Genomic DNA, 12,744 nt, shown 5'->3' on the forward strand with positions numbered 1-12,744 from the left:
GTCCGTTTCGGACAGGCGCTCAGGCGCCGCGCAGCTCTTCCTTCAGCCGCAAATTGCGCTTTTTGAGGTCAGCCAGCAATAGCGCGTCTGGCAGGGGGCGGCTCATCTCCAGGCGAATCTTGGCCTTAAGCGCATCGCGCTTGGCCTGTAGGGCAGACATGTGGCTGTGTTCCATAGACATTCTCCGAAAATGAATGTGTTGGATGTATGAGTAGATCATGATTCGCGCCCAGAGTCTCGTGCGATTTTTATGTCATCGCCATGATGCGCCGTTGCTGCGCCGAACTGTGTAGCCTCTGGACCATATCATAGGATGTGCGCTATCCTGCCGCGCATGAGCCCAGAGGAAATCATGCGCCGGATCGAGCTGTTGCGGCAAGAGCACCGCGATCTCGACACAGCAATCATGGCGCTGATCGAGAGTGGCGCGCGCGATCAGTTGCAGCTCGCCCGGCTCAAGAAGCGCAAGCTGATGCTGCGTGATGAAATTGCCATGCTCGAAGATCAGTTGATCCCCGATATTATCGCCTGAAGCATTTCCGTGCCCATACGGGACATTCATCATGTATTGCGCTGTTTACCACGTACCTGTGCTGACAAAGGCGGCAGTATGTGTCAGGCACCCTTCATGCACACCGCCGAGTCTCTGCACCCCGCTCTGTTCTCGCGTCTGATCGAGGGCCTCTATATCGAGGCGCTGGTGATGGCGGACGAGGCGCGCGCCTATTTCGACCGGCAGGGCACGGGGGATAAAGCGCGCTATGACACGATGACGCGCCTGTCGTTCACCTGCGAATCGCTGAAGGTGACGACGCGGCTGATGCATGTCATCGCGTGGCTGATGACGCAGAAAGCATGGCAGCGCGGCGAGATCGCGACGGATGCGCTGGGCGATCCCAAATATCGGCTCGGCCCGGCGGCGGAGACGGACATGGCGGTCATGGCGGTCATGCCCGGCGGCGCACGGCAACTGGTCGAGGGCAGCCAATCGCTTTACGAGCGCGTCCTGCGCCTTCAGGGCAGGATGGAAGCGGCGCTCAGCAGGCCGCGGGCAGAGCAGGAGCAGGCGCCCGCCTCGGTCAGCCCGGCGCTGGAGCTGATCGGAAGGCTCGAAAAGAGCTTTTAGCCGCGCGCTATTTCGCCATAGCGCATTGCGGCGGCACGGGTGCTTGACTAGGGTTCCCCTGCCGCGCGTCTGCCTGAATGTCAGGAACATAGTGCGCGGCCAGAGGTTGAGCATAGAGTGACGGCACAACAAGCGGATTGGCGATACGGGGCATGGGTGGCCATGGCGATTGCGCTGGCCGTGCCGCCGCAGGCCGCTGTCGCGCAGGCCAGCGTCTCTCCACCAGCCGAGGTTCCCTCCCAAAACGACGCCGACGCTTTCTCCCTAGATATAGATAGCAGCCTCGATGTGGGGGTCGATTGGCCAGACCTTGAGGCGAAACTGCCTGAGGAGATGGCGACTATCGCGCCAGACGCGCCCACAGAGGTTAGCACCCCTTCCTCTCCTCCACTCATTGTTGACGACATGGCCGAGAGCGAGGACGATAAGGCGTCGCCCGTGCGCGGAGCAGGCGAGCAGCCAGCCGTTGCCGACGATGGCGCAGAGCATCGTTATGCCATTCTCCTCACCGGTCTGGAGGGCATATCGGACCCTGTGTTCCGTTCGCGTTTCAGTTCTCTCTCCGTATTGCAGGAGGGGCGAGGCAAGGTCGCCAACCTTGCCCAGATCAACCGGCGGATGCGGCTGGATGCGGAGCTGCTCGATCGTCTTTTGCGGGCAAAGGGCTATTATGACGCGATGGTTCGCCCTGCCGTGCGCGCAGCCGAGGAGGCTGGCGCCAGCCATCGGTTGCGGGTGATTTTCGATGTTCGCCCCGGCGAGCGCTATGCCCTGTCGCGTGTGGCCTTGCCGGGCCTGTCGGTGGCGGCAGAGCGGGTGCCGCTGTTGCGGTCTGCCTTCCCGATTGCTGTGGGCCAGCCAGTCGATGCCGACCTGATTTTCGCCGGGCGTGATGCGCTGAGCCTGGCGCTGAGCGAAAATGGCTTTCCCTTTGCGGTGGTGGAAGAGCCGGTCATCACAATCGATCATGAAACGCGCAAGGGCGATCTGGAGATGATCGTGCGCGCGGGTGGCTGGCGCAAATTCGGCGCAATCGTGGTGGAAGATACGCCACGGCGGCTGTTTTCGCCGCGTCACCTTTCGCGCATTGCCCGCTTTGACCCCGGCGATGTCTATAATGCCAGCGATGTGGAGGATCTGCGCCGTGCCCTCATCGCTACCAGTCTTGCCTCCAGCGTTACCGTGAAGCCGCGCGACAGCGGCGATGGCGAGCATGTGGATATCGCCGTCTCCGCCATCCCCGGCCCGATGCGCAGCGTAACGGGCGAGGTGGGTTATGGCACTGGCGAGGGCTTCCGGCTTCAGGCGAGCTGGCAGCACCGCAACTTCTTCCCGCCCGAAGGCGCGATCACGGTCAGCGGCCTGCTTGGCACCAAAGAGCAGGCAGCGGGGCTTACCTTTCGCCGGGGCAATTTCCTGAAGCGGGATCATGTGCTGTCCGCCGGGCTTAACGCGCGGCATCAGAATGTGGATGCGTTCGAGGCAAAGACCTTCGCCCTCACCTCCAGTTTCGAGCGCCAGACCAATATCCTCTATCAAAAGAAGTGGGTGTGGAGCATTGGCGGGGAGCTGAGCTTTTCCCAGGAACGCGACGTGTTTGCCGGGTCCGACGCCAAGACCAGGCGCAGTTACTATATCGCCGCGCTGCCTGTTTCGCTGAGCTATGACGCGAGCGATGATCTGCTCGATCCTCACAGGGGCTTTCGCCTTGGCGCGCGGATCAGCCCGGAACTGGTGAACCAGAACGGCGCGTTCAGCTATGCGCGGGCGCAGGTCGATGGCAGTGTCTATGTGCCCGTGGGGGAGAAGGTGGTGGTAGCCTCGCGGGTGCGGCTGGGCTCTATCCTGGGCAGTGTGACCGCAGACCGGATCGCGCCTTCGCGGCGCTTTTATGCGGGGGGTGGGGCATCGGTGCGCGGCTATGGCTATCAGGCCATCGGCCCGCGCGACACCAACAACGATCCCGTAGGCGGAAAGAGCCTCGCGGAATTTTCGCTGGAGGCGCGGGTGCGCTTTGGCGTGTTCGGCGTGGTGCCTTTTATCGATGCGGGTAATATTTCGACCGGATTTTTGCCGAAATTGTCGCAAGTGCGCTACGGTGCGGGCGTTGGAGTGCGATATTATTCCAATTTCGGGCCGATCCGCATCGATATCGGCACACCGCTGAACCCCCAGAAGGGTGACGGGCGCATTGCCGTTTCCGTGTCGCTGGGGCAGGCGTTCTGATGGCGGAGACGGCAGAAGACGCGTCGGGCAGAGAGGGCGCGCAGGATCGGGCGGCTGGCGCGTCGCGCCTGTGGCGGGCGGTGCGGGTGTCGCGCCGTGTCGTGACGGTGGCCGTGCTCGTGCTGCTCTTGGCAGGCATGAGCGGGCTGGCGTGGCTCGATAGCGCACCGGGCCATCGTTTCGTCACGCGGCAGATCGCGGCATGGGCGCCGCAATCGGGCCTGCGGGTTTCCGTCGGGCGGATCGAGGGCAGCCTCTATAAGGATGCGTTGCTGCGGGATGTGCGCGTTTCGGACCCGCGCGGCGTCTTTCTGGAGGCGCAGGCCGTGCGGCTGGATTGGTGGCCGCTCGGCTGGCTTTCCAACCGGCTGGAGATCGATACGCTGCATATTCCGCGCGCGAAGCTCCATCGCCTGCCTAAGCTGCGCCCCGGCAAGACGGGCAAGATACTGCCCGATTTTGACATTAGAATCATGCGGTTAGCGGTCGATCGGCTAGAGATGGGCAAGGGCGTTACCGGCCATGCCGATGTGCTGAGCCTGTTGGGAGACGCGGACATTCGCGGAGGGCAGGCGCTGTTGGATATGCGACTCTCCTCGGTTTCCGGGCGCGACAGCCTGGTCCTGCTGTTGGATAGCCGGCCTGACGAAAACCGTTTCAACGTGGAAATAGCCATAGACGCGCCCGCCCGCGGCCTGCTCGCCACGATGGCCGGATTGAAGCAGGACGCCAATCTGCGCCTCGAAGGAAAAGGCGACTGGGCAGCGTGGGATGGCCGCCTCGTCGCCACGCTGGATCGCAAGTCTGCCGCCGGGCTGGACATTCAACTGCGCAAGGGCGCGTTCCAGATCGAGGGGGCCGTGTCGGGTGCCGCGATCGCCACGCGCGGCGTGCTGGCGCGTCTCGCCTCGCCGCAAATGCAGGTTCGCGCAGAAGGGCGCTATGCCGATAAGCTGCTTTCGGGCACATTTTCCGCACAATCTGATGCGCTGGCGATCAGCCTCAAGGGCGGGCTGCATCTCAATGGCTGGGGCTATGACAACCTCTTGATAGATGTCGGTCTGCGCAAGCCCGGCGCTCTGCTGCGCAATTTCGATGCGCGTTCCCTCGTCGCGCGATTGCGGCTCAACGGGCCGCTTGATGAGGCACGGTTCGATTATCTGTTGAAAGCCGATCAACTGCGTTTCGGCAAGACAGTATTGCATGGCGTGCGCGCCACGGGCGATGGCCGGGTTGGTGCGGGTGGCAGGCAGACGGTCATCCCGCTCTCCCTGTCTGCCGAGCGGATCGATGGGCAGGGGGATATCCTTGCCTCGGTGCTGCGGCGGATCAGCGTCACGGGGCTGTTGCAGAAGAACGGGGCTGTGATCACGTCAACACCGCTCAAACTAAGATCTGATCGGCTGAATGGCGAACTCGTGGCGCTGTTCGACCTCAGGTCCGGCCGTTATGATCTGGCGCTGACGGGCAACGTGCGTGGCGTGGAAATACGCGGGCTAGGCCTTGTCGATATACAGTCGCGCCTGCATGCCGCCCCCGGCGCACAAGGTGCGTTCAGCGTTTCAGGCACGGTAAGCGGTGTAGTGCGCCGGCTGGATAACAGCTTTCTGCGTACGCTGGGCGGTGGATTGCCAAGGGTGCAGACCAATATATCGTTGTCGCGTGACGGGCGTTTGCAGCTGGAGCGGCTTGCCCTTCGCGCGCCCCAGCTGATGCTCAATGGCTCTGGCGTGCGCAATCCCGATGGCACAGTACAGATCGCCGCAGCGGGGAACCACGCGCGCTATGGCCCGGTGCAGATTATGCTTAGCGGAAAGCTGGACCGGCCCGCCGTGAAGGCGCTGCTTGCGCGGCCCATGAACGGCGTTGCGGGGCTGGCGGATGTGCGACTGGTGCTCGATCCTGATCCCGCAGGCTATATGTATGAAGCGCGTGGTCAATCGGCACTGGGGCCATTTGAGAGTACTGGCGCGATTGAGCTGCCGCCTGGGGGGGGACAAAGTGCCATCCGCATCGGCAGCGTCCATGTCAGCGGATCTGAGGGGCAAGGCCGCTTGCTGATCGTTCCCGGTGGATTGGCCGGGCGACTGTTGTTTGCGGGTCCGGTGCACGGTGTGGTGGACCTCATGGTAGAAAGCGGCGTTCAGAAGGCTTCGGCCTCGCTGCGTATCGACAATGCCCATTTCGATGGCGTTGTGCCGGTGGATTTGCTGCGTGGGCGCCTCAAGGCCGAGCTGAGCCTGAACCCTGAAGGCGCGAATCTGGACGCCACACTCTCAGGCAGCGCGGCGCAGATCGGTGGCTTTCGTATCAACCGCTTCGGGGCTGATGCGCATATGATAGACGGCGTGGGCAAGGTGCGCGCGACCATCCTCGGCCAGCGCGGGCGGCAATTTAATCTCCAGTTTGATGCCGATGTCGAACGGGATGAAATCGGTCTTGCGCTCTCCGGTACGCTGGACGGGAGAGGTATATCTCTCGACAGGCGCGCGCAACTGCGGCGGATCGAAGGCGGCTGGGCGCTTGATCCTGTTACGTTGCGCTATGGCGGTGGCGCCGCACAGATCAAGAGCGCGCATTTCGGCAATGAGACGCGGTTTGATCTCGGATTATTGCATATGCCTCTTTCGTTGCTGGACCTGTCAAACAGCGACATGGGGCTGGCGGGGCTGGCGAGTGGAACCCTGAACTATGCGCATCCGCGCGGCGGCTTGCCGACGGGCAGTGCCCGCCTCACCGTTCGCGGCCTGAGCCGTTCGGGCCTTACGCGCACATCTACGCCGGTTGATCTTGGCCTCAACGCTGATCTCGGCACGAACCGGCTTGCGATGCGCGCGGTGGTGACGCGGTCTGGCGTTTTGATAGGCCGAGCGCAGGCACTGATTACGCCGCTTGCGGGATCTGGCAGCATCATCGAACGGCTGCGGGCCGCGCCTGTTAAAGCGCAGTTGCGCTATGTAGGGCCCGCAGAAGCAGTGTGGCGCATGACGCGCATAGAGATTATTGATATTACGGGGCAGGCCTCCTTGCGTGCCGATATTAGCGGGACGGGCGCAAATCCGGTTATCTCAGGCGCATTGTTAACTCAGGATGCTGCACTGGAAAGCCCCGTGACTGGCATGCGGCTCTCGAAACTGCGCACTATCGCGCGGTTCGATGGGTCCAGGCTCGTGTTCTCCCAGATTGAAGGCGCTGTGCGCAACGGTGGATCGGTCAGCGGGCAGGGCAGTTTCGATTTTTCGCTGGGACAAGGTATCGGCATAGATATGGCGCTTCAGGCCAATAATGCCGAGCTGCTGAATCGGGATGACATCGGCGCAACCGTCAGTGGGCCTATCACTATCAGATCGGATGGCCGTGGCGGCGTCATCAGCGGCAATTTTGATGTAATACGTAGCCGTTTCATGCTCGGCCGCGCCGCTGCGGTGGCGCAAATTCCTGAATTGCAGATCATTGAGCGCAATGGCCGGCAGGGAGACTTTACACCTGTTGATCGTGGTGCTGCATGGAATGTCGATATTGAGGCGCGCGCGCGCAATCGCCTTATGGTAAGCGGGATGGGGCTGGCCAGCGAATGGCGCATGAATCTTGCAATTGGCGGTAGCGTTACCAATCCCACGCTGGTCGGAAATGCTGAGATGGTGCGCGGTACTTATGATTTCGCAGGCCGTCGTTTCGATCTGACTTCCGGCAAGCTGCGTTTCGATGGCAGCGTACCCGCCAATCCAGAGTTGGATATTACGGCTGAAGCAGCGCTCAGCGGCCTCAACGCGACTATCCATATCAGCGGCAGCAGCGCGGCGCCGATCATATCTTTCACCAGTGTTCCTGCCATGCCGCAGGATGAAGTGCTGTCTCGTCTGCTCTTCGGCTCCGGTATCACCCAACTTTCTGCGCCAGAGGCGTTGCAGCTTGCCTCTGCTGTCACCTCATTGCGGGGCGGCAAGGGAGGGCTGGATCCGATTAATGCGGTACGTAAGGCGGCTGGGCTGGATCGGCTGCGTATTCTTCCCGCAGACCAGACAAGCGGGCAGGGCACTGCAATCGGCGCGGGAAAATATATTACCCGTCGCATTTATGTTGAGCTTATCAGTGATGGGCAGGGCTATTCCGCTACGCGGCTGGAATATCAGGTTACACGCTGGCTTTCGCTGCTTTCCAGTATTTCTACACTAGGGCGCCAAAGTATTACCGCAAGAATTTCAAAGGATTATTAGCTTGTTAACCTTGCCGGTGTATTGCGCCCATAACAAAAGATAAAAGATGAGTGTGGGTGCGCGAGAGAGGATGCACATGACCATCAGAGCACTTGTTTCATATGCCACCGCAATATTTCTTGTACTCATGCTTGCTGCCATTGGCATAGGCGGCATGAGGATCAATGATATTCGCATGGGCGGCCCCATTCAGACGAACACGCAGCATGCGTCTGACCTCATAGCCGATATTTTGCCACCGCCCGAATATGTGATCGAACCTTACCTAGAAGCGTCTTTGCTTGCGCGCGATCCATCCAGCTATTCATTGCGGGCGCAGCGGCTGCAGAAGCTGCGCGCTGATTATGATGCGCGCCACAGCTATTGGCTTGAGACGCATTTTGATCCGACACTGCAAAAGCACATTACACAGGATACGCACGAACCAGCCATGAAATTTTGGTCGGTGCTCGATTCGGAATTCCTGCCTGCCGTTCAGGCGGGGGATCAGGCGAGTATTGATCTTGCCTTTGCCGATCTGGCGGCTGCGTATGAAATACATCGCGGCAAGGTGGACCAGACTGTCCAGATGGCGCTCGACTATCAGCAGAAGCTCAAGAATGATGCTCAGAACCAGCTGGCAACGACCCTGACATTGCTTTTTGTGCTGGCAGGAGCGATGGTGGCCTTGTTTCTTCTTTTTTCCGGTTTCATCCAAGGCCGTGTGATCCGTCCTATCCGCCGTCTTGGGCAGCAGATGCGTGCTATGGCGCAGGGTGATCTGGTAGATATTAGCCGCGATGCCGGCCGTCAGGACGAGATTGGCGAGGCCGCGCGTGCGCTGGATGATATCGTTGTGTCAGTCGCTGAAAAGGCCGCCAAGGAAAGCCGCGAAAAGGCCGAGACACAGGGCATGATCGTGGAGGCTCTTGGCATTGCGCTGGAAAAGCTGCGCGCTGGCGTGCTGCATCATCGCATCTCGGCGTCTTTCCCGGCGGAATATGTCAGCCTGCGTGACAATTATAACAAGGCTGCAGATTCAATGCGGCAGGCCATCGAAGAAGTCACTACTTCAGTCCATATGCTCAATAGCAGTGCCTCAGAGATAGATAGCGCAACGCAGGACCTCTCGCAGCGCACCGAGCATCAGGCGGCAAATCTTGAGGAAACTGCCGCCGCAATGCAGCAGCTTACCGGCCGCGTGGCAGAGGCTGCCTCAGCCTCTCGCACCGCTCATGGCACCGTGATCGATGTCCGCCAGCGAGCAGATGAAAATGGCGAGACGGTCAAGCGCGCCATTGAAGCTATGAGTGGCATCGAGGAGAGCGCTCATGCTATCGCGCAGATCACCAATGTTATTGATGGCATTGCATTTCAGACCAATCTGCTTGCGCTAAACGCGGGGGTCGAGGCTGCACGGGCCGGGGATGCGGGCAAGGGCTTTGCCGTAGTGGCGAACGAGGTGCGCGCATTGGCTCAGCGTTGTTCGGATGCGGCGCGCGACATCAAGGCGCTGATTCAAGACAGCAATACGCATATTGATGGCGGCGTGGCTCTGGTGCGTGAGTCGGGCGAGGCCTTGCAACAGATCATGGACCGGGTAGGCAATATTTCCGGTTTGATCGAGATGATTGCCGACTCCGCCAACAGCCAGGCTGAGGGTGTGCAGCAGATCAATGTAACGATTGGCAGCATAGACCGTATGACCCAGCAAAACGCAGCGATGGGCGAAGAGTGCAACGCGGCCGCGCGCATTTTGAAAAACGAGTCAGACAGATTGCGCGATATGGTCGGCCGGTTCGACATTGGCTCCGGGCATATCGCTCATGGGTCTGATGCAACGAGGGTTAAGACGCGCCGCGCCGCCTGATTCCCCGACATTACCTGCCCCACTGAAAAGGCCCGGCGGCATTGCTGCCTCCGGGCCTTCTTTTTTCTATACAGGCTAGAGCATCGCACGCAAAAGTGGGAACCGGTTTTGCGCCAAAACGATACGACAACACAGAAACTTAGAGCGCGCTGACTGATCCAGATTTAATGCAGCGCGCTCTAGGCTGAATCAGCCGCTGTAGTACATGTCGAACTCGACCGGGCTGGGCGTCATTTCCCAGACGGCTACATCTTCGCGCTTCAGGTCGATATAGGCCTCGATCTGATCCTTGGTGAACACGTCGCCCTTCAGCAGGAAGTCCATATCGGCTTCCAGGCTGTCCAGCGCCTCGCGGAGCGAACCGCAGACGGTCGGAACCAGCGATAGTTCTTCCGGCGGAAGGTCATACAGGTTCTTGTCCATCGGATCGCCGGGGTGGATCTTGTTCTGGATGCCGTCCAGACCCGCCATCAGCAGCGCTGCATAGCAGAGATAGGGGTTGGCGAGGGCATCCGGGAAGCGGAACTCCACGCGCTTGGCCTTCGAGCCGCTGCCATAAGGAATACGGCAGGAGGCGGAACGGTTGCGGCTGGAGTAAGCGAGCAGCACAGGCGCCTCATAGCCCGGCACCAGACGCTTGTAGCTGTTGGTGGTCGGGTTGGTGAAGGCGTTCAGTGCCTTGGCATGCTTGATGACGCCGCCGATGAAGTAGAGGCACATGTCGGACAGACCGGCATAGCCGTCGCCTGCGAACAGCGGCTTCTTGCCATCCCAGATCGACATATGGGTGTGCATGCCGGAGCCATTGTCGAGCTTGATCGGCTTGGGCATGAAGGTCGCGGTCTTGCCATAGGCCTGCGCAACCTGATGCACCACATACTTATAGATCTGCATGCGGTCTGCGGTCGTCACCAGCGTGCCGAAGGTCATGCCCAGCTCGTGCTGCGCGGCGGCGACTTCGTGGTGATGCTTGTCGCACGGCAGGCCCATTTCGAGCATGGTCGAAACCATCTCGCCGCGGATGTCCATGCAGCTGTCGACCGGCGCTACCGGGAAATAGCCACCCTTGGCGCGCGGACGGTGGGCAAGGTTGCCACCCTCATATTCGCGGCCGGTGTTGGTGGGCAGTTCGATGTCGTCGATCTTGAAGAAGCTGCCATCGTAGCCGGTGGAGAACCGCACGTCATCGAACATGAAGAACTCAGCTTCGGGGCCGACATAGATGGTGTCGCCGATGCCGGTGGTCTTCAGGAATGCCTCTGCGCGCTTCGCGGTGCTGCGGGGATCGCGGGCATAGAGTTCGCCATTAGAAGGCTCGACGATGTCGCAGAACAGGATCATCATCGGGGTGGCGCTGAACGGGTCGATGTAAACAGCGTCCAGATCGGGCTTCAGGATCATGTCGGATTCGTTGATGGCTTTCCAGCCCTCGATCGAGCTGCCGTCAAACATAAGGCCGTCGGCGAGTTCATCTTCACCCATCACGCCCGCGCACATGGTGAGGTGCTGCCACTTGCCCTTGGGATCAGTGAAGCGCAGATCGACCCATTCGATCTCCTTTTCTTCGATCATCTTGAGAATGTCTTTGGGCGAATTCGCCATTTCTGCATACCCTTTCTAAAGTTTCGACCGGACTTTCCCGGATCGGCAGTTCAAAAAATTTGTATTTGTTCAGGCTGGGACCAACCTGAAAAGAGACTGGTCAGATTGCGTCATTGTCTCGTTCGCCGGTGCGGATGCGCAGGGCGGACTCGATAGAGGAAACAAAAATCTTGCCGTCGCCTATGCGGCCAGTTTGCGCCGCCGCCGCTATGGCTTCAACAACGCGATCGGCAAGCGCATCTTCCACCACGACCTCCAGCTTAACCTTCGGAAGAAAATCGACGACATACTCGGCACCGCGATACAGCTCCGTATGCCCTTTCTGACGACCAAAGCCCTTGGCCTCGGTCACGGTGATGCCGGAAACGCCCACTTCGTGCAGCGCTTCCTTGACCTCATCGAGCTTGAACGGCTTGATGATCGCCTCAACCTTTTTCATTTAGCAAGCACCCCTTTTTCCTTCTGCGTCTCCGTATTGCGTCCCGACGTCATTCGCCTCACGGCTTATGGATACAACGCGAACTCGCCCGATACGCGACTCGGAGAGGACTTTCCGCGATGCTGCGCGAAATGTCTATAATGCCCGTGATTCGAGCATGACAGTCCAGAAATGCCTGTTTTTTAGGCAGGTTGGTCAGGCGCCTATTCGCCCCTGATTTCCGTGAGTTTGCGTTCCCAGGCCAGAGCGTGGGCTATAATGGTGTCTAGATCGGCAAAGCGCGGTTTCCATGGAAAAGTCGCCATGATTGCGCTGTTGTCTGACACCAGAGAGGCTGGGTCGCCCGCCCTGCGGCCCTCGATATGCCGCTCAATCTTGAGGTTGGTCACGCGGTCGACTGCATCCAACACCTCCAGCACAGAAAAGCCCTTTCCATAGCCGCAGTTAAGGCGATGATTGCGCTGTGGTTCGTTGATCAGCGCCTCCAGCGCCAGCACATGCGCGGCGGCGAGGTCTGACACATGGATATAATCACGCACGCCGGTGCCGTCTTCTGTGTCGAAATCGGTGCCGAAAACGCCGACATGGCTGCGCTTGCCGAGAGCCGCCTCAACCGCGACCTTGATGAGATGGGTTGCGCCTGCCGTGGATTGGCCGGAGCGGGCCTGCGAGTCCGCGCCTGCCACGTTGAAGTAGCGCAGCGCGCAGTAATTCAGCGGATGCGCAGCCGAAACATCCGCCAGCATATACTCGGTCATCAGCTTGGACATGCCATAGGGGTTGATCGGGCGCTGAGGGCAGCTTTCTGAAATCGGGCTTACGTCAGGCATGCCATAGGTTGCGGCGGTCGACGAGAAGATGAAATGCGGCACGCCGCATCGTACCGCGCTCTCAATCAATGTGCGGCTGTTCGCCGTGTTATTCTGATAATATTTGAGGGGGTTCTCAACCGACTCCGGCACGACGATAGAGCCGGCGAAGTGCATGACCGCCCTCACATCATGCGCGCGCATCGCCGCCTCGACGGCAGCCTGATCCGCGATGTCAGCCTCAACCAGCGGCACGTCAGCCGGGATTGCGAAGCGGAAGCCGGTAGCGAGATTATCGACCACGACAACTGGCCAACCCGCATCGCGCAGTGCCAGCACGGCATGGCTGCCAATATATCCGGCGCCGCCGGTGACGAGGACGGTTGGCTTGTTCGGCATCACTTCATACTCCACAGCATCTGTCTGCTTCCCGGTTAGCGGGTAAGCGCCTGTGGATGCAATGCAGCAGAAATACG

Annotated in this window: 9 protein-coding genes; 5 read left to right on the top strand and 4 right to left on the bottom strand. The window is 60.1% G+C overall.

The genetic code is table 11. The features are described 5' to 3' along the window. Window positions 1–19 precede the first annotated feature (19 nt). Window positions 20–175, bottom strand: a complete 156-nt coding sequence (locus EQG66_RS04525) for a DUF465 domain-containing protein (RefSeq protein ID WP_129403354.1) — start codon at window positions 173–175, stop codon at window positions 20–22. A 177-nt stretch (window positions 176–352) separates the two neighbouring features. On the opposite strand from EQG66_RS04525, the gene EQG66_RS04530 reads away from it, so the two are divergent. The 5 genes from EQG66_RS04530 to EQG66_RS04550 all read left to right on the top strand — a co-directional run bounded on the left by EQG66_RS04530 (window position 353) and on the right by EQG66_RS04550 (window position 9,418). Next, the gene (locus EQG66_RS04530; RefSeq protein WP_129403355.1) at window positions 353–532 is read left to right on the top strand and encodes a YdcH family protein; all 180 of its coding nucleotides are present in this window, start codon (window positions 353–355) and stop codon (window positions 530–532) included. Window positions 533–628: 96 nt separating this feature from the next. Continuing rightward, window positions 629–1,126 (top strand): DUF1465 family protein, encoded by a 498-nt coding sequence (locus EQG66_RS04535; RefSeq protein WP_129403356.1) that lies wholly within the window; start codon window positions 629–631, stop codon window positions 1,124–1,126. Between the two features lie 162 nt (window positions 1,127–1,288). Continuing rightward, complete coding sequence (locus EQG66_RS04540) at window positions 1,289–3,352, top strand: autotransporter assembly complex protein TamA (protein WP_129403357.1); 2,064 nt, start codon at window positions 1,289–1,291, stop codon at window positions 3,350–3,352. Further along, window positions 3,352–7,569 carry a translocation/assembly module TamB domain-containing protein gene (locus EQG66_RS04545; RefSeq protein WP_220428634.1) on the top strand — a complete coding sequence of 1,406 codons (4,218 nt, stop codon included), beginning with the start codon at window positions 3,352–3,354 and terminating at the stop codon, window positions 7,567–7,569. Before EQG66_RS04540 ends, EQG66_RS04545 begins: the two co-directional genes overlap by 1 nt. 175 nt (window positions 7,570–7,744) lie before the next feature. After that, a complete protein-coding gene (locus EQG66_RS04550; protein ID WP_164975583.1) occupies window positions 7,745–9,418 on the top strand; it encodes a methyl-accepting chemotaxis protein in 1,674 nt (557 codons plus the stop codon). A gap of 189 nt (window positions 9,419–9,607) precedes the next feature. On the opposite strand, the gene glnA is transcribed toward EQG66_RS04550, so the two are convergent. From glnA to galE, 3 genes are all read right to left on the bottom strand, one after another. Next, window positions 9,608–11,020, bottom strand: coding sequence for a type I glutamate--ammonia ligase (gene glnA / locus EQG66_RS04555; RefSeq protein ID WP_129403359.1), 1,413 nt, complete (start codon window positions 11,018–11,020; stop codon window positions 9,608–9,610). 100 nt (window positions 11,021–11,120) lie between these two features. Beyond that, window positions 11,121–11,459: a P-II family nitrogen regulator gene (locus EQG66_RS04560; RefSeq protein WP_129403360.1), complete on the bottom strand. Its 339-nt coding sequence runs from the start codon at window positions 11,457–11,459 to the stop codon at window positions 11,121–11,123. Between the two features lie 203 nt (window positions 11,460–11,662). Beyond that, window positions 11,663–12,667, bottom strand: a complete 1,005-nt coding sequence (galE, locus tag EQG66_RS04565) for a UDP-glucose 4-epimerase GalE (RefSeq protein ID WP_129403361.1) — start codon at window positions 12,665–12,667, stop codon at window positions 11,663–11,665. Window positions 12,668–12,744: the final 77 nt, after the last annotated feature.

Source organism: Sphingobium fluviale (assembly GCF_004122115.1).
Classification (GTDB): domain Bacteria; phylum Pseudomonadota; class Alphaproteobacteria; order Sphingomonadales; family Sphingomonadaceae; genus Sphingobium; species Sphingobium fluviale.

What these genes read in the sequence shown, in the direction of transcription:
- EQG66_RS04525 (WP_129403354.1), bottom strand. Translation starts at nt 175, where the DNA reads ATGGAACACAGCCACATGTCTGCCCTACAGGCCAAGCGCGATGCGCTT.
- EQG66_RS04530 (WP_129403355.1), top strand. Translation starts at nt 353, where the DNA reads ATGCGCCGGATCGAGCTGTTGCGGCAAGAGCACCGCGATCTCGACACA.
- EQG66_RS04535 (WP_129403356.1), top strand. Translation starts at nt 629, where the DNA reads ATGCACACCGCCGAGTCTCTGCACCCCGCTCTGTTCTCGCGTCTGATC.
- EQG66_RS04540 (WP_129403357.1), top strand. Translation starts at nt 1,289, where the DNA reads ATGGCGATTGCGCTGGCCGTGCCGCCGCAGGCCGCTGTCGCGCAGGCC.
- EQG66_RS04545 (WP_220428634.1), top strand. Translation starts at nt 3,352, where the DNA reads ATGGCGGAGACGGCAGAAGACGCGTCGGGCAGAGAGGGCGCGCAGGAT.
- EQG66_RS04550 (WP_164975583.1), top strand. Translation starts at nt 7,745, where the DNA reads ATGGGCGGCCCCATTCAGACGAACACGCAGCATGCGTCTGACCTCATA.
- glnA (WP_129403359.1), bottom strand. Translation starts at nt 11,020, where the DNA reads ATGGCGAATTCGCCCAAAGACATTCTCAAGATGATCGAAGAAAAGGAG.
- EQG66_RS04560 (WP_129403360.1), bottom strand. Translation starts at nt 11,459, where the DNA reads ATGAAAAAGGTTGAGGCGATCATCAAGCCGTTCAAGCTCGATGAGGTC.
- galE (WP_129403361.1), bottom strand. Translation starts at nt 12,667, where the DNA reads ATGCCGAACAAGCCAACCGTCCTCGTCACCGGCGGCGCCGGATATATT.